Source organism: Demequina lignilytica, assembly GCF_030418375.1.
GTDB lineage: Bacteria > Actinomycetota > Actinomycetes > Actinomycetales > Demequinaceae > Demequina > Demequina lignilytica.
The window spans coordinates 86,880-102,240 of the sequence record NZ_JAUHPZ010000005.1; the positions used below are offsets into that span (position 1 = coordinate 86,880).

General features: G+C 70.7%; 16 protein-coding genes. 13 read left to right on the plus strand and 3 right to left on the minus strand.

Annotated elements, in window-relative coordinates; genetic code table 11:
• Positions 1 to 11: 11 nt before the first annotated feature.
• Positions 12 to 1,625 (minus strand): cation:proton antiporter domain-containing protein, encoded by a 1,614-nt coding sequence (locus QQX13_RS09170; protein WP_301153201.1) that lies wholly within the window; start codon positions 1,623 to 1,625, stop codon positions 12 to 14.
• Positions 1,626 to 1,935: 310 nt separating this feature from the next.
• Here QQX13_RS09170 and QQX13_RS09175 point away from each other — a divergent pair, with 310 nt between their 5' ends.
• The 4 genes from QQX13_RS09175 (at position 1,936) to QQX13_RS09190 (ending at position 4,549) form a co-directional block, all read left to right on the plus strand.
• The gene (locus tag QQX13_RS09175; RefSeq protein WP_301118588.1) at positions 1,936 to 2,322 is read left to right on the plus strand and encodes a phage holin family protein; all 387 of its coding nucleotides are present in this window, start codon (positions 1,936 to 1,938) and stop codon (positions 2,320 to 2,322) included.
• A 181-nt stretch (positions 2,323 to 2,503) separates the two neighbouring features.
• Positions 2,504 to 3,961 carry an NAD(P)/FAD-dependent oxidoreductase gene (locus tag QQX13_RS09180; protein WP_301153202.1) on the plus strand — a complete coding sequence of 486 codons (1,458 nt, stop codon included), beginning with the start codon at positions 2,504 to 2,506 and terminating at the stop codon, positions 3,959 to 3,961.
• Between the two features lie 13 nt (positions 3,962 to 3,974).
• On the plus strand, positions 3,975 to 4,118 hold the full coding sequence (locus QQX13_RS09185) for a hypothetical protein (protein ID WP_301118586.1): 144 nt from the start codon (positions 3,975 to 3,977) through the stop codon (positions 4,116 to 4,118).
• 98 nt (positions 4,119 to 4,216) lie between these two features.
• The gene (locus tag QQX13_RS09190) at positions 4,217 to 4,549 is read left to right on the plus strand and encodes an SH3 domain-containing protein (RefSeq protein WP_301153203.1); all 333 of its coding nucleotides are present in this window, start codon (positions 4,217 to 4,219) and stop codon (positions 4,547 to 4,549) included.
• Positions 4,550 to 4,553: 4 nt separating this feature from the next.
• On the opposite strand, the gene QQX13_RS09195 is transcribed toward QQX13_RS09190, so the two are convergent.
• Positions 4,554 to 5,111: a MarR family winged helix-turn-helix transcriptional regulator gene (locus tag QQX13_RS09195; protein WP_301153205.1), complete on the minus strand. Its 558-nt coding sequence runs from the start codon at positions 5,109 to 5,111 to the stop codon at positions 4,554 to 4,556.
• Between the two features lie 113 nt (positions 5,112 to 5,224).
• Here QQX13_RS09195 and QQX13_RS09200 point away from each other — a divergent pair, with 113 nt between their 5' ends.
• Together QQX13_RS09200 and QQX13_RS09205 are read left to right on the plus strand one after the other, a co-directional pair.
• A complete protein-coding gene (locus QQX13_RS09200; protein WP_301118583.1) occupies positions 5,225 to 5,803 on the plus strand; it encodes an NADPH-dependent F420 reductase in 579 nt (192 codons plus the stop codon).
• A 119-nt stretch (positions 5,804 to 5,922) separates the two neighbouring features.
• Positions 5,923 to 6,894, plus strand: a complete 972-nt coding sequence (locus QQX13_RS09205) for a VOC family protein (RefSeq protein WP_301153206.1) — start codon at positions 5,923 to 5,925, stop codon at positions 6,892 to 6,894.
• A 13-nt stretch (positions 6,895 to 6,907) separates the two neighbouring features.
• Here QQX13_RS09205 and QQX13_RS09210 read toward each other — a convergent pair whose 3' ends face one another.
• Positions 6,908 to 7,729, minus strand: a complete 822-nt coding sequence (locus tag QQX13_RS09210; protein WP_301118581.1) for a DeoR/GlpR family DNA-binding transcription regulator — start codon at positions 7,727 to 7,729, stop codon at positions 6,908 to 6,910.
• A 206-nt stretch (positions 7,730 to 7,935) separates the two neighbouring features.
• Between QQX13_RS09210 and QQX13_RS09215 the strand changes: the two genes are divergently transcribed.
• From QQX13_RS09215 to QQX13_RS09245, 7 genes are all read left to right on the plus strand, one after another.
• The gene (locus QQX13_RS09215; RefSeq protein ID WP_301153208.1) at positions 7,936 to 9,234 is read left to right on the plus strand and encodes an ABC transporter substrate-binding protein; all 1,299 of its coding nucleotides are present in this window, start codon (positions 7,936 to 7,938) and stop codon (positions 9,232 to 9,234) included.
• Positions 9,235 to 9,323: 89 nt separating this feature from the next.
• A complete protein-coding gene (locus QQX13_RS09220) occupies positions 9,324 to 10,274 on the plus strand; it encodes a carbohydrate ABC transporter permease (RefSeq protein ID WP_301153209.1) in 951 nt (316 codons plus the stop codon).
• 1 nt (position 10,275) lies between these two features.
• Positions 10,276 to 11,157: a carbohydrate ABC transporter permease gene (locus QQX13_RS09225; RefSeq protein ID WP_301118578.1), complete on the plus strand. Its 882-nt coding sequence runs from the start codon at positions 10,276 to 10,278 to the stop codon at positions 11,155 to 11,157.
• Between the two features lie 38 nt (positions 11,158 to 11,195).
• A complete protein-coding gene (locus tag QQX13_RS09230) occupies positions 11,196 to 12,056 on the plus strand; it encodes a ketose-bisphosphate aldolase (RefSeq protein WP_301153211.1) in 861 nt (286 codons plus the stop codon).
• A 13-nt stretch (positions 12,057 to 12,069) separates the two neighbouring features.
• Positions 12,070 to 13,320, plus strand: coding sequence for an ADP-dependent glucokinase/phosphofructokinase (locus QQX13_RS09235; protein WP_301153212.1), 1,251 nt, complete (start codon positions 12,070 to 12,072; stop codon positions 13,318 to 13,320).
• Positions 13,317 to 14,336 (plus strand): class I mannose-6-phosphate isomerase, encoded by a 1,020-nt coding sequence (locus QQX13_RS09240; RefSeq protein ID WP_301153214.1) that lies wholly within the window; start codon positions 13,317 to 13,319, stop codon positions 14,334 to 14,336. The genes QQX13_RS09235 and QQX13_RS09240 overlap by 4 nt, the downstream gene beginning before the upstream one ends.
• A 14-nt stretch (positions 14,337 to 14,350) precedes the next feature.
• The gene (locus QQX13_RS09245; protein WP_301153215.1) at positions 14,351 to 15,337 is read left to right on the plus strand and encodes a DUF4432 family protein; all 987 of its coding nucleotides are present in this window, start codon (positions 14,351 to 14,353) and stop codon (positions 15,335 to 15,337) included.
• The last annotated feature ends 24 nt before the right edge of the window (positions 15,338 to 15,361 follow it).

A 15,361-nucleotide genomic window follows, 5' to 3' on the forward strand; every position in this document is an offset into this window, starting at 1 on the left:
TCCGCGGCGCGTCAGTACCGGGCGGCCATGAGGTCGGCGACCTCATGCACGCCGACGAGCACCTCGGTGGCGCCCTGCGCGCTGAGATAGCCGACGTCTCGCGAGCCGTGCCCGCGGGCGACGATCTCCGCGTCGAGCGACAGCCCGCGTGCCGCCGCGACCACCGCGCCCGCGTTGAGCGGATCGGGGATGCCGATCACCACCGCACGAGCATCGGCGATGCCGGCGGCACGGAGGACCTTGGCGCGCGCGGCGTTGCCGAGCACCGCCTCGTGCCCGAGCTCGCGGATCGCCTCCACCCGCGTCTCGTCGTCGTCGATCACCACGACCGGCACGTCCCGGTCCCACAGGCTGCGGGCCACGCGCCCGCCGACCCGCCCGTAGCCGACCACGATCACGTGACCGGTCGCCTCCGCGTGGATCGGTGCGTCGTCCGCGTCGTCGGGGTTGGCGCGGGCGTAGACCCGCGACGCCCACGCGAACAGCAGGGGATTGAGGACGATCGAGATGATCGCTCCCGCGAGCACCAGATCCTGAGCGCTCTGAGGCATCACCTCGAGATCCGCCCCGAGCGTCACGAGGATGAAGGAGAACTCGCCGATCTGCGCGAGCGACGCGGCGACCATGAGCGCCATCGATCGCGAGTAGCGCATCATGCGCACCAGGGCGAAGGCGACCACGGCCTTGCCCGCGACGATGATCGCGACGGTCGCGAGCAGCGCCCACGGGTGCTCGACCACGATCGCCGGGTCGACCAGCATCCCGACCGCGACGAAGAAGAGCACGGCGAACGCGTCGCGCAGCGGCAGGGAGTCCTCGGCGGCGCGGTGGGCGAGGTCGGACTCGCGCAGGATCATGCCCGCGAAGAACGCCCCGAGCGCGAAGGACACCTCGAACAGCCACGCCGCCCCGACCGCGACGCCCAACCCGATCGCCAGCACGCCCAGCGTGAACAGCTCGCGCGAGCCCGTGTGCGCGACGCGGGCGAGGGCCCAGGGGATGACGCGCCGGCCCACGACGAGCATGAGCACCACGAACGCGGCGACCCGCAGGACGGTCATCGCGAGCTCCCCCGCGAGTGCGCCGAGCGACAGGTCCCCGTCGGTGCCCGCGAGGACGGGCACGACCACGAGCGCGATCACCATCGCGAGGTCCTCGACGATCAGCCAGCCGACCGCGATGTGCCCCGCGCGGGTGTCGAGCATCTGGCGCTCCTCGAGCGCCCGCAGCATCACGACCGTGGAGGCGACGGACAGCGCGAGCCCGAACAGCAGCGCCCCGCTGATCCCCCACCCCAGCCACAGGCCCAGGCCGGTGCCCAGCGCCGTCGCGAGCGTCATCTGGGCGATCGCGCCCGGCAGGGCGATCTTGCGCACGGCGAGCAGCTCGCGGAAGGAGAAATGCAGGCCCACGCCGAACATCAGCAGGATCACGCCGATCTCCGACAGCTGCGTGGCCAGCTCCACGTCGCCGACGTAGCCGGGGGTGTGGGGGCCGATCAGCAGGCCCGCCGCCAGGTAGCCGACGATCGGGGACAGGCGCAGCTTCTGCGCGATGAAGCCGAGGATGAACGCCCCGACCAGGCCCACCGCGATCGTCGTGATGAGCGGGGCGTGATGCAGCATGCCCTGAACCTAGTCGACCCATGTGACGCCGATATGTCGGTTGCCCCCGTCGGCCCGATCGGGCCGCGCGGCGCGCCGCGGCCCGACGGGTACCCGGGACGGGGCGTATGGGGTATCGTTCTGGGCACTAGGTCCTAGTACCTACGTCCCGGCCGCAAGTCCCTGGTGGCCGGACGGGGAACGGTCGACAGCACACGAGGGCGCCTCTCCCCGGAGGCGCCCTCGTCGTCTGTGCGGGTGGCGCGCGGAAATCGTGCGTCCTGCCTGGTTCGACGCGCGAAACGGACCGCGCGCGGGTAGCGTCGGTCCCATGATCCGTTTCGTGGTGAATGCGCTGATCTTCCTGGGCTCTGCGGCCGTCGGCCTGTGGGTCTCCTCTCTGATCGTGGACGGCTTCTCGATCACCGGCGTCGGCATCGTGATCGCCGTGGTGATCTTCGCGATCCTGCAGAGCATCCTGTCGCCGTTCATCTTCAAGATGACCACCAAGTACGCCTCGGCGTTCACGGGCGGCGTCGGGCTCGTGTCGACGTTCGTGTCCCTGCTGATCACCTCGCTCATCTCCGACAACCTGTCGATCGACGGCGTGACCGCGTGGATCGCGAGCACGGTGCTCGTGTGGCTGTTCACCGCGATCGCCACGTGGCTGCTGCCGCTGATCTTCCTGCGCAACCAGGTCGAGAAGCGCAAGGGCTGATCCGGCGCCGGACGTCGCGACCTCCCGGGGTCGCGGCGCGCCGTCGCGCTCCGGCACACGTATCGTCACCCCTGGATTTGGGACCTTCGACCCTGGCGTGATATACCCCTAGGGGTATAAACCTGAAAGGTAGGGCGGTCACCGACGATCGCCCTCATGATCAGCGAAGAAGGTGATCGGAATGGCCCGAGTGGTCGTCCTCGGGGCCGGCGTGTCCGGCCACACGGCGGCGCTCTACCTGCGCAAGCTCCTCCCCAAGGAGCACACCGTGACGGTGGTGAACCCCAAGCCCACCTACAACTGGATCCCGTCGAACATCTGGGTCGGCGTGGGCAAGATGACCCACGAGGACGTCGTGTTCGACCTCGGACCCATCTACGCCAAGAAGGGGATCGAGTTCGTCCAGGCGAAGGCCTTCGCGCTGTGGCCCGAGGGGGACGCGGACGATGCGCGTCCCGCCGTCGAGGTCGAGCGCACCGACGCGGGGCATCAGGGGCAGACGGAGAAGCTGCGCTACGACTACGTGATCAACGCGACCGGTCCCAAGCTGAACTTCGGCGCCACGCCGGGCCTCGGACCCGACGACGGCCACACGCTCTCGGTCTGCACGCCCGACCACGCGACCGAGGCATCGGCCCGGCTGGCGGCCCTGACGCAGGTGCTGCGCACCAAGAAGCAGACCGTGGTGATCGGCGTCGGGCACGGCACGTGCACCTGCGAGGGTGCGGCGTTCGAGTACACGTTCAACGTCGAGCACGAGCTGCGCGAGGCCGGCGTGCGCGACAACGCGCGGCTCGTGTACCTCACGAACGAGAACGAGCTCGGCGACTTCGGCGTGGGCGGCATGCAGTTCGAGCAGAACGGCTTCCGCACGTCCTCGCAGCTGTGGACCGAGTCGCTGTTCCGCGAGCGCGGGGTCGAGGCGATCACGGGCGCGGCCGTCACCTCGATCGAGCCCGGAGTCATCCACTACGACCAGCTGGACGGCTCGCACAACGACCTCGAGTTCGACTTCGCCATGCTGCTGCCGCCGTTCAAGGGCAACGACTGGAAGGCGTTCGGCAAGGACGGCGAGGACATCACCTCGACCGTGTTCGCGCCGTCCGGGTTCCTCAAGGTCGACGCGGACTACACGCCCAAGAAGTACGAGGAGTGGAGCGCGAAGGACTGGCCTCGCACCTACCAGAGCCCGGTCTACCGGAACGTGTTCGCGGTGGGCATCGCGTTCGCTCCGCCGCACCAGATCTCGAAGCCGCGGGCGACGCCCGACGGCGTCGCGGTCGCACCGTCGCCGCCGCGCACCGGCATGCCGTCGGGGACCATGGGCAAGGTGGTCGCCAAGTCGATCGCCGACATGATCCTCAAGGGAGCCGCCGCGCCGACCCACTCGGCGTCCATGTCCGAGATGGCCGCGGCGTGCGTCGCCTCCGCCGGGCACGGCATGAAGTCGGGCACCGCCGCCGCCATGACCATGAGCCCCGTGGTGCCCGACTGGGAGAGGTACCCGGAGACGGGTCGCGACCTCAAGGCCACCAAGGGCGAGATCGGGCTGTCCGGCCACTGGGTGAAGCGCATGCTCCACACCCTGTTCATCTACAAGGCGAAGGCCCGTCCGGGCTGGACCATGATCCCGGAATGATCGGAGGCGAGTGATGGATCAGACCAACGCCCGCATCGGCGAGGCCCCGCTGCCCACCACGGGCGAGCTGCGCCGCCGGCGGAACGTGCTCGTGCAGTTCTGGCGCTTCGTGTCCACGTCATGGGTGATGTGGAGGCTCGCGCAGAAGCACCACTAGGTGCGGGGCGGCGGACGTCCTCCGCCCCGTCAGGTTCCCGGCCCGGCGCGCCCCCTTCGGCGTGCCGGGCCGATGCGCGCCCGGGCTAGCCTGGGCGCATGCGAGTGGTGATGGACCACGAGATCCCCGACCGCGCGCCGCTGGTGATCGCGCCGGGGGAGCGGGTGACCGTGGGTGAGCGCGACGCCGAGTGGCCCGCGTTCGTGCTGGTGTCCGCCGCGTCGGGTGAGGGCTGGGTGCCGGAGCGGCACCTCGACGCCGCGCGACCCGTCGCGACCGTGCTCGCCGCGTACGACACCCGGGAGCTCCCCGTCGCCGCGGGCGACTCGGTCGAGCCCGTCAGGGACGATGCGGTGAGCGGCTGGTGCTGGTGCCGCGACCTCGCAGGGCGCGAGGGGTGGGTGCCGCACCGCGTGCTGCAGATGGACTGAGCGGTCAGCCCTCGCGCGGATCCGCCGGGCAGGCGGGCATGGGGCCCGCGGGGCACTCCGCCGCCGGCGCCGGGTCGGCGAGGCAGGCGGTGATGTCGAGACGGCGGTCCGGGTCCAGGCGGCCCAGGATCTTGAGGGCGAGTCCGGCGAGCTGGTCGACCTCGTCGTCGCTGAGGTCGTCGAGGATCATCTCGCGCACGGCGTCCGCGTGCAGGGGTTGCGTGTCGAGGAGCGTCGCCGTGCCGCGGTCGGTGAGCTCGGCGTTGAAGGCGCGCCCGTCCTCGGCGCAGGGGGTGCGCGTGGCGAGCCCCTTCTTCTCGAGGCTCGTGACCACGCGGGACAGCCGGGGGAGGGTGGCGTTGGTGCGGGCGGCGAGCGCGCTGAGGCGCATCCGGTGCCCGTCGGCCTCCCACAGCGCCTCGAGGAGCGTGTACTCGAAGGCGGTGAGGCCGGCGGCGGCCATGCGGTGGTCGAGCGCGGTCGGCAGCAGCTCGAGGAGCGCGTGCAGGCGCGCGACGGCCACGCGCTCGCCGTGGCGCAGGGCGGTGTCGGTGGTCGTCATGAGCCCATCCTACTCGAAGGTTGCATCTACAACAATAAGGGTCTAGAGTCTGTACTTGTAGGTACAACCAAAGGGCCGCGAGGCGGTCCGGATCCCAGGAGAGGATGCACATCATGACCACCTTCACCATCATCGGCACCGGCAACATGGCCAACGCGATCGGCGGCGTGCTCGCCGAGGGCGGCTCGTCCGTCACGTACATCGCCAAGGACCAGGTCGGCACCGCGCCGCTGTCCGGCGACGTCGTCGTGCTCGCCGTGCCCTACCCGGCGGTCGACTCGATCCTCGCGGCCTACGGCGACGCCTTCGACGGCAAGGTCGTCGTCGACATCACCAACCCGCTGAACTTCGAGACCTTCGACTCGCTGGTGGTGCCCGCCGGCTCGTCGGCCGCCGCCGAGATCCAGGCGAAGATCCCCGGCGCGACCGTGGTCAAGGCCTTCAACACCAACTTCGCGGCGACGCTCGCGTCGAAGCAGATCGGCGAGCTCACCACCACCGTGCTGGTCGCCGGCGACTCCGCCGCCGCCAAGGCCGCCCTGGTCGCGGCCGTCGAGGCCGGTGGCCTCGGTGCGATCGACGCCGGCTCGCTGGCCCGCGCCCACGAGCTCGAGGCGATCGGCTTCGCGCAGCTCACCCTCGCGGTGGGCGAGAAGCTCGGCTGGACCGGCGGCTTCGCCGTCCAGCGCTGACTGCGCCGGCGCGCGCCGGCCACCCCTCCCGGCGCGCGCCAGCCGTCACCCCTCGCCCGCGCGGCCACCCGGCCGCGCGGGCGCACCCGTACCCGCATCGTCCCCGGAGCTCCCTTCGCATGAACGCGCCCTCCCGCCGCCGCACGTCCCTGATCATCCTGAGCGCGATCGTGCTCCTCGCCGTCGGCGTCACCGTCGGGACCACGATGGCGCGGTCCTCCGACGACGGCGTCCCCCCGGTCGCGGCGCTGCCGGGTGCCGCGGGGATGGGCGAGGTCGAGCTCCTGGTCGCCGACCTCGCCCCCATGGTGGAGTTCTACGCGGGTGGAGTCGGCCTGGAGGTCATCGAGCAGACCTCCGAGACCGCAGTGCTCGGCGCGGACGGCGAGGCGCTGGTGCGGATCGTCCGCGCGCCCGGGCTCGGCACCGACGACCCTGGCGAGGCGGGGCTCTACCACTCCGCCTTCCTGTTCGCGGATGCCTCCGAGCTCGCGTCGGCGGTGGTCCGTGTGGCGACGGCCTCGCCCGAGGCCTTCCAGGGCGCCTCCGACCACACGGTGAGCAACGCGTTCTACTTCGCGGACCCCGAGGGCAACGGCGTCGAGCTGTACGTCGACCTGCCGCGCGATACCTGGACCTGGACCGACGGGCGCGTCACCATGGGCACGTACGCCCTGGACCCGAACGCCTTCCTCGCCGAGCACCTGCCGGCGTCCGGGCCGACGCTGGCGGCGACCGGCGTCGCGATGGGGCACGTCCACCTGCGCGGAGGCGACGTCGACGCCGCCGAGCGCTTCTACGTCGATGTCATCGGCATGGCCGTGACCAGCCGGATCGACTCCGCGGTGTTCCTCAGCGCGGGCGGCTACCACCATCACCTCGCGGTCAACACATGGAGCTCCGCCGGCGCGGGCGAGCGTCCCGAGGCGCTCGGCCTCGGCCACCTCACGGTCACGGTGCCGGACGCCGCCACCGTCGACGCCGTGGAGGCTCGCGCCCGCGCGGCAGGCGCCGTGCACGAGCGCACCGTCGACGGGCTGACGGTGCTGGATCCGTGGGGCACCCAGGTCGTGGTGCGGGTCGCGGCGTGACGGCTCGGCGGGACTACGGCGTCAGCACCGCGATACCGCGCTCGGCGAAGGCGTCCCGGAACTCCGGCGCCGGCGGTGCCTCGGTGACGATGTAGTCGGCGCGCTCCAGCGGGGCGAACTGCGCGAACAGCTTGCGCCCGAACTTGGTGGAGTCGCACAGCACCGCGACCTTGTCCGCACGGTCCATCATGTCGCGCATCATCTGCGCCTCCGCCACGTTGGAGGTGCTGTAGCCGCCCGAGACGGTGAGCCCGCCGATCGCCACGAAGGCGAGATCGGCGTTCACCTCCACGCCGGGGGAGCCGAGCGGGGTGAACGTCACCGGGCCGATCGTCGCCTGGGCGCTCTCGCGGACGATGCCGCCGAAGACGTAGAGGCTCCGGTACACGCCCGCGGGGATCTCGCTGGGCAGGAGCAGGTTGTTGGTCGCGATGGTGAGATCGCTGCGATCCCGGAGGGCGCGCGCGAGGGCGAGCACGGTCGTGCCGCCGTTGACGAGGATGCTCTGCCCGTCCTGCACCAGGCTCGCGGCGAGGCCGCCGATGAGCTCCTTCGCCGAGGTCTGCACGCGCCGGCGGATCTCGAGGCCGGTGTCGGGCTTCGGGAGCGCGTCGGGGCTGACCGCGCCCCCGTGCGTGCGGATGAGGACGCCGTCGGCGTCCAGCTGGTCCAGGTCGCGCCGGATGGTGTCGACGGAGACGCCGAACATGTCGGCGAGCTCCGCGACGGTCACCTGGCCGTTCTCCGCGACGTGCGCGGCGAGTCGCGCCTTGCGCCCGGCGGGAAGCCGGCGGCGTGCCTCCTCGGTCATCATTGCCCCCAGAGGTTGGTTCATACCCGCAGTTGTAGCACAAACCCGCATCAACACGCAGAATGTTTGCCTTAACATCGGCAAACAGGCATCGCAGGTTACGAAATCGTTGCCAGAACATGCCGCTTCTCGACTTGACATGCGTTATTTTGCCGGTCTAGCGTGAGGGAAGCCGCACAAGAGCGCATTGAGGCGCAAAACGCGGCACACTTCGATAAGGAGAAGCAACGATGAGCAACGGTGCTCGAGCACGGAAGGCATTCATGGCCGGCGCGGCCGGCTTCGCGATCTTCGGCCTCGCGGCCTGCAGCAGCGGTGGCACCACCACCGATGACGGTTCGACTGGGACCGACACCGGATCGGGCGAGGAGGTCACCCTCGAGTTCGCCCAGTGGTGGGAGCCCGAGCTTCCCGAGGGCATGCTGCGCGGTCTGATGGACCAGTTCGAGGAGGAGAACCCCGGCATCACCGTCGAGCTCCTCTCCGGCCCCTACGCCTCCACCAAGGAGCAGGTGGTCGCGGGTGCAGCCTCCGGCACCATGTCCGACGTGGTCGGGCTCGACGGCGCCTGGGTCTCCGACTTCGTCCAGCAGGGCGCGATCTCCGACCTCTCGGCCCTCATGACCGAGGCGGGATACGACGAGTCCCAGCTCGCGAGCCAGGTCCAGCTGAACGGCTCGACCTACATGATCCCGGTGGTCAACTTCGCGTACATGCTGTTCTCGAACCAGGACCTGCTCGACGCCGCGGGCGTCGACGTGCCCACCACGCGGTCCGAGTTCGAGGCCGCCGCCAAGGCCGTCACCACCGACGACGTGTCCGGCTGGATCCTCCCGCTGTCGCTGGAGGCGCCGAACGGCATCCAGAACGACGTGATGTCGTGGGTGTGGGCCTCCGGCGGTTCGATGCTCGCCGACGGCCAGCCCGACGTCACCAACGACGAGGTCAAGAGCGCGGTCGAGTTCATCGCCCAGCTCGACGCCGACGGCGTGATCGCTCCCGGCGCGGCCACCCTCAAGGAGCAGGACAAGGTGGAGGAGTTCACCAACGGCCGCGTGGCCATGATGGTCTCCTCGCTCGCGCACATCAACACGATCCGCGAGTCGAACCCCGACCTGAACTTCACCCTCTCGGCGCTGCCGGCCGAGGACGGCTACACCGGTGAGCGCGGCACCCCGTACGCCTCGTGGGGCATCGGTGTCGCGGAGAACTCCGAGCACAAGGCCGAGGCCTTCAAGCTCATCGAGTTCCTCATGAGCGAGGCCGCCAACGGCGAGCTCGCGAACGCCGCGAACGCCTTCCCGGGCAACAGCACCGCGGTGCCGGAGTTCGTGGAGAACGACCCGATGTTCCAGACCGCGTTCGACGTCTGGCAGGCGGGCTACCCGGCGAACGAGTTCGTCGGCCTCCCCGTGGCGGAGCAGCTGATGCGCGACTTCTCCGAGCAGTTCCAGAGCATGCTCGCCGGCGAGATCGACGTCGACACCGCCCTCGCGAACGCTCAGGCGGCGTGGGAGGAGGAGTTCTAGGAGCTCCTCCCCCTCCCACCCACCACCAGGGTCGCGCCGGGTGCCCCCGACGCCCGGCGCGACCCTCACCCCCCAAGGAGCGTCATCTCATGACCACCACCCTCACGCCTCCCGAGGCGAGGGCCGGCAAGGGAGCGGAACCCCCGACCGCCTCCACCCGGCGCCGCGACCTCCTCCGGCGGCTCGGCCCCTTCGGCTTCCTGTCGCCCACGCTGGTGCTGCTGATCATCCTGATGGTCACGCCGATCGTCATGGTCATCGGCTACTCGCTGATGGACCGGGTCATCACGGCCCCCGAGTCGAACTTCGTCGGCTTCGAGAACTACGGCGAGGTCCTCACCGACCCCGTGTTCATGGTCGCGGTGAGGAACACCGTGTTCTTCGCCGGCGCCTCGGTCATCGCCCACTTCGTGATCGGCATGGGCTTCGCGCTGATGCTGAACTCGCCGATGCTCGGTCACCGCACCAAGGCGATCTTCCGCACCGTCTACATCCTCCCGTGGCTGTTCACCATCGCGATCGTCGCGGTGCTGTGGCGCATGCTGCTGTCGCCCAACGGCATCGTCAACTACCTGACCGAGACGTTCGGGCTCAGCTCTGGCACGGTCGAGTGGCTGTCCGACCCGAGCCTCGCGCTCCCCGCGGTGACCTTCATCAACATCTGGTCCGGCTACCCGTTCTTCATGGTCAGCCTGCTGGCGGGCCTCCAGGGGATCTCGAAGGACCTGTACGAGGCCGCGCTGATCGACCGCGCGGGCCCCGTGAAGCAGTTCTTCCACGTCACCATCCCGCAGCTCAAGCCGATCATCATCTCGATGGCGCTGCTGGACTTCATCTGGACCACGCAGCAGTTCGCGCTCATCTGGATGACCACCGGCGGCGGCCCCATCAACCGCACGGAGATGCTGTCGACCTACACCTACAAGCTGGCGTTCGCGACCTACGACTTCTCGGTCGCCTCGGCCGCGGCGGTGATCGTCCTCGTGCTGTCGATGATCCTCGCCTACCTGTACGTCCGTCATCAGAAGGCGAGGGACTGACATGTCCGCCACCACCGTCGACGCCGCCGGCGTCCCCACGCGCGAGCAGGTCGTCCGCCGCCACAAGGCCAAGAAGGCCGCCCTGATCGCCGCCCTGGTGGTCTGCGCCGCCTTCCCCGCGGCGCCCATCGTCTGGATGCTCTCCAGCTCCTTCAAGACCAACGGCGAGATCTTCGCGTACCCGCCCCGCCTGGTGACCAGCAACTTCAGCTTCGACGCCTACGTCGCGATCCTGACGGACCCGGAGAAGCTGCGGTTCTTCTTCAACAGCTACCTCATCGCCGGAGCGGTCACCGTGCTCACCCTCGCGGTGGCGGTGCTCGCGGCCTACGCGTTCAGCCGCTTCGAGTTCCCCGGCAAGCGCCTCATCAACGTGGTGGTGATCTCGGTCCAGGCCGTGCCGCCGATCACGCTGCTGATCCCGTACTTCGGGCTCGTGGTCGCGCTCGGGCTGTACAACACCTACCCGGGCCTGATCCTGACCTACATGGTGTTCACGCTGCCCTACGCGATCATCATGATGACCGGGTACTTCAACACCCTGCCGCGCGAGCTCGACGAGGCCGTCAAGGTCGACGGCGGACGGCCCATCACGGCGCTGTTCCGCGTGCTGCTCCCGATCTCCGTCCCCGGCATGGTCTCGGTGGGTGTCTACACCTTCATGATCGCGTGGAACGAGTACCTCTTCGCGCTCACCCTCACCCGCACCAACGACATGCGCACGGTGCCGATCGGCATCCAGCTGCTCATGGGCCAGCACGCCTACGAGTGGAACCAGATGATGGCCATGAGCGTGCTCGGCTCCATCCCCGTCCTGGTGCTCTTCCTGTTCTTCCAGCGCTACTTCATCGGCGGCATGTCCGCCGGCGCCGTCAAGGCGTAGCGCCGGACCACAACCCCCGCAACCCGAAAGGAACACCCATGCTCACCTCCGGCGACGCCATCCTCCAGGTGGCTCACGAGAACAGCTTCGCTGTCCCGGCCTTCAACATCTCCGACTGGAACATGTGCCGCGGCATCGTCGAGATCAGCGAGGAGAAGAACGCCCCGCTGCTCATCGCGATCCACCCCGACGAGCTGTCCCACACCACGGACGCCCTCATGCCCGCGATCCGCGAGCTCGCGCACCGGGCCTCCGTCCCCGTCGCGATCCACTTCGACCACGGCGCCACCGTCGACCAGATGGTGTGGGCGGTGCAGAGCGGCTTCACCTCGGTGATGCTGGACGGCTCGATGCTCCCGTTCGACGAGAACGTGGCGCTCACCAAGGCCGCGGTCGACATCGCGCACGCGGTCGGGCTGTCCGTCGAGGGCGAGCTCGGCACCATCGGCAAGACCGACGCGGAGGCCGAGGACGGCGCCGCGGAGATCATCTACACGGTGCCCGAGGACGCGGTCCGTTTCATCGAGCTCACCGGCGTGGACTCGCTCGCCATCGCGATCGGCACCTCGCACGGCATCTACCCGTCGTGGATGAAGCCCGAGCTCAAGCTCGACCTGCTCAAGGAGATCAAGGCCGCGGTGAACATCCCGCTGGTGCTCCACGGCGGCTCGAACAACCCCGACTCGGAGATCGGCGAGGCGGCCACGCTGGGTGTCAACAAGATCAACATCTCCTCGGACATCAAGGTGGCCTACCACACCAAGATGCGCGAGGTCATGGCGGACGCGAGCCTGCGCGAGCCCAACACGATCCAGCCGCCGGCGATCGAGGCCATGAAGGTCGAGGCCGCCCACAAGATCGACCTGTTCGGCGCCGCCGGCAAGGCCTCCCTGTTCTGAGAGGGAGCCACAGGTGATCGCGGACATGGACGGGGCGGCGGCGGCCGGCGCCGAGGCGGGGGCAGCGGTGCTCGGTCTCGGGGGCTGCCTCGACTATGAGATCACCTGGGACGTCGCCGCGCTCGAGGAGCTCGCACGGCGCCACGGGATCGTGGCCTCCGAGCTCGAGCGCGGCGACGTCATCGGCAGCGAGCGGGATCTGGTGCGCTCGATCCTCGCCTTCCTCAGGGACGGCGTCGGGGGAGAGCGCGCGGTCGCCGCGCTCGAGCCGATCGAGGCGCTCAGCCGCATGTTCGAGCGGCGCATCACGCTCGGCGGCACCTCGGTGCGCGCCGCGCTCGCGATGAGCCGCATCGGCGTCCCCAGCACGCTCCACCTGGTGAGCGTCGACGACCACGTTCGCCGGCTCCTTCCGGCGGGCGTGGTCTGGATCTGCAGCGGTGACGAGGACACCCTCAACCCGCATCTGATCGTGCAGTTCCCGCGCGGGGCGCGGGTGAGGCTGGCGGACGGCACGGAGCTGGTCGCGCCGGCGTCGAACCGCCTCATCTACGTGTGCGACCGCCCGAACACCGAGATGATCATCGATCCCGGGCTGGGCGACCTGCTCGAGGAAGCGCGGCTGTTCCTCATCAGCGGCTTCAACGCCATGATGAGCGAGGCGGCGCTGCGCGCCCGCATCCAGACGATGCGGGACGCGATCGAGCGCATGCCCGCCGGTTCGCTCGTGGTCTTCGAGGACGCCGGCTACCACGTGCCCGAGCTGGCGGACGTGCTGATCCGCGAGCTCTCCGACGTGGTGGACGTCTACGGGATGAACGAGGACGAGCTCGCGACGCGGGTCGGCCGCGACGTCGACCTGCTGGACCCCGCCGACGTGGCCGACGCTCTCGCCACGCTGCGCGCGCTGATCCCCGGCCCCACGCTGGTGGTCCATACGAGCGCGTGGGCGCTCGCCTACGGTCCGGGCGCCGCGCGATTCGCGGACGCCCTGGACGCCGGTTCCGCGCTCGCGGGCACGCGCTACCTCCACGGTGACGCCCTGGACGCCGACCTGTACGCCGCGACGATGCGGCTGCCCCGCCAGGAGCGCGGCGTCGCCTTCGCGGAGGGCATCGAGGCGCTGCTGGGCGACCGCGTCGCGTGCCGCGCCGCCCGCGTGCTCGACACCGACAGCCCCACCACCATCGGCCTGGGAGACACCTTCGTGGGCGGCGTCGTGGCCGCCCTGGTGTCGCAGGCCGCGACGAGGAGCCGCGCATGACCACCCTCACCGCCCGGGCGACGCTGCTCGGCGCGAACCAGCCGGCCGACCGTTTCTACGCCGGAGGCGAGCGCATCGCCGCGTTCCGTGGCGACGGAGCGGCACGCCCGCACACCCCGGAGGACTGGGTCGGGTCCGTGACGCCGCTGTTCGGCGAGGCCTCGCTCGGACGCACGGTGCTCCCGGACGGGACGGCGCTGGCGGACGCGGTCGCGGCCGACCCGGTCGCCTGGTTGGGTGAGGAGCACGTCGCCGCGTTCGGCGCCGACACGTGCCTGCTGGTGAAGCTCCTCGATGCGGGCCAGCGGCTGCCGGTGCACGCGCACCCCGACGTCCCCTTCGCGGCCGAGCACCTGGGGCTCGCTCACGGCAAGACCGAGGCCTGGATCTTCCTCGAGCCCGCGGACGTGCACCTGGGCTTCACGCGCGAGGTGGGCGAGGACGAGCTCGCCCGGTGGGTGAGCGCGCAGGACACCGCGGCGATGCTGGGCGCGATGCATCGGCTGAGCGTCGAGGCGGGCGACGCGGTGCTGGTGCCGGCCGGCACCGCGCACGCGATCGGAGAGGGCGCGTTCCTGGTCGAGCTCCAGGAGCCCACGGACCTCTCGATCCTCATGGAGTGGGACGGCTTCGCGATCGACGGAGCCGTCGCCGGGCACCTGGGGCTGGGCTTCGACCGTGCGCTTCGCGCCGTCGACCGCCGTGCCCTGTCCCGGGAGCAGGTCGAGTCCCTGCGCACCGCTCGGGCGCGCGACGGCGGAAGCCTCCTTGCCGCCGCGGCGCCCTTCTTCCGGGCGGAGCGCGTGCGCGGGGACTCGGTCCTGGAGGCGGGGTTCTCGGTGCTGGTGTGCACCTCGGGCGCCGCGACCCTCACGTCCGAGTCAGGTGACTCGCTTGATGTCCGGCGTGGCGCCACGGCCCTGCTTCCGCACGCCGCGGGCGTCTGGTCGGTGACCGCCGGGCCCGGTTTCGAGGCGATCCGCTGCCGTCCGCCGTCGCCGGCGGACGCGGTCTGAGGGCGGCGGCCGCCATGTCCGAGCCATCCGCCTCGTCCCTGCTCTCGGAGGGGTTCGCCTCGCGTCCCGACGCTCTCGCCGAGATCCGGGAGCAGGTCGGCGACCCGCGGTCGGGCCCAGGGGCGCGCTCCTACCGCGTGACGATGCTCGGCGGCGTGAGCGTCGAGATCCTCCCCGAGCGCGGCCTCGACCTGGGCTCGCTGTGGTACGACAACGTGCCGTACGCCTGGCGCTCCGCGCTGGGGCCGCGCGGCGGATCGCGTGACCCGCGCGGTGAGGGATGGATCGGACGGTTCGGCGGGGGAGCGCTCGCGACCTGCGGATTCGACAACATCGGCCCCGCGCGCGACGGGTTCGGCCTGCACGGCTCGCACCATCTCACGCCGGCCGAGGACGTCGCCGTCGGGCGCACCCCGGACGGCGACGTCCTCGTGACGGGCGTGATCGACTCCGCGAGCGTGTTCGGTCGCCAGGTCGAGGTGCGGCGGGAGATCCGCGTGCGCGCGGGCGCTCCGCGCGTCGAGGTGCGGGACACGGTCGTCAACCGCGGCGTCGTGCCCGCGGCGATCCCCGTGCTCTACCACGTCAACCTGGGCGCCCCGCTGGTGCTGCCGGGCACCGCGGTGGCCGTCGATGCCGCCACGCATGAACCGCGCGACCCCGAGGCCGCGGCGGTGCCGTGGTCCGTCTACCCCGAGCCGTCGGACGCGGTGGGGGAGTCCGTGTGGGAGCACGCGGGGCTGGTCGCCGACGCCGCGGGCGTCGCGCGCGCCCAGGTCACGTCTCCGACGGGCCGAACGGCGACAATCGAGTGGCGCGCCTCGGAGCAGCCGCGCTGCGTCCAGTGGATCTACCCGACCCGCGGCGGCTGGGCGCTGGGGATCGAGCCGACGAACGCGCCGCTGTTCGGTCCGGACCGCACCGGCACGCACGCGGGCGCGCCCGTGCTCGGGCCAGGCGAGGGCACGACCACGGGCGTCACGATCGACGTCAGCCGCTGAGGGGTGCGGCCGCGACGGGCCGCG

Bases quoted from the DNA above. Each gene is read 5' to 3' on its own strand.
- QQX13_RS09170 (WP_301153201.1), bottom strand. From the start codon at position 1,625: ATGCTGCATCACGCCCCGCTCATCACGACGATCGCGGTGGGCCTGGTC.
- QQX13_RS09175 (WP_301118588.1), top strand. From the start codon at position 1,936: ATGATCCGTTTCGTGGTGAATGCGCTGATCTTCCTGGGCTCTGCGGCC.
- QQX13_RS09180 (WP_301153202.1), top strand. From the start codon at position 2,504: ATGGCCCGAGTGGTCGTCCTCGGGGCCGGCGTGTCCGGCCACACGGCG.
- QQX13_RS09185 (WP_301118586.1), top strand. From the start codon at position 3,975: ATGGATCAGACCAACGCCCGCATCGGCGAGGCCCCGCTGCCCACCACG.
- QQX13_RS09190 (WP_301153203.1), top strand. From the start codon at position 4,217: ATGCGAGTGGTGATGGACCACGAGATCCCCGACCGCGCGCCGCTGGTG.
- QQX13_RS09195 (WP_301153205.1), bottom strand. From the start codon at position 5,111: ATGACGACCACCGACACCGCCCTGCGCCACGGCGAGCGCGTGGCCGTC.
- QQX13_RS09200 (WP_301118583.1), top strand. From the start codon at position 5,225: ATGACCACCTTCACCATCATCGGCACCGGCAACATGGCCAACGCGATC.
- QQX13_RS09205 (WP_301153206.1), top strand. From the start codon at position 5,923: ATGAACGCGCCCTCCCGCCGCCGCACGTCCCTGATCATCCTGAGCGCG.
- QQX13_RS09210 (WP_301118581.1), bottom strand. From the start codon at position 7,729: ATGAACCAACCTCTGGGGGCAATGATGACCGAGGAGGCACGCCGCCGG.
- QQX13_RS09215 (WP_301153208.1), top strand. From the start codon at position 7,936: ATGAGCAACGGTGCTCGAGCACGGAAGGCATTCATGGCCGGCGCGGCC.
- QQX13_RS09220 (WP_301153209.1), top strand. From the start codon at position 9,324: ATGACCACCACCCTCACGCCTCCCGAGGCGAGGGCCGGCAAGGGAGCG.
- QQX13_RS09225 (WP_301118578.1), top strand. From the start codon at position 10,276: ATGTCCGCCACCACCGTCGACGCCGCCGGCGTCCCCACGCGCGAGCAG.
- QQX13_RS09230 (WP_301153211.1), top strand. From the start codon at position 11,196: ATGCTCACCTCCGGCGACGCCATCCTCCAGGTGGCTCACGAGAACAGC.
- QQX13_RS09240 (WP_301153214.1), top strand. From the start codon at position 13,317: ATGACCACCCTCACCGCCCGGGCGACGCTGCTCGGCGCGAACCAGCCG.
- QQX13_RS09245 (WP_301153215.1), top strand. From the start codon at position 14,351: ATGTCCGAGCCATCCGCCTCGTCCCTGCTCTCGGAGGGGTTCGCCTCG.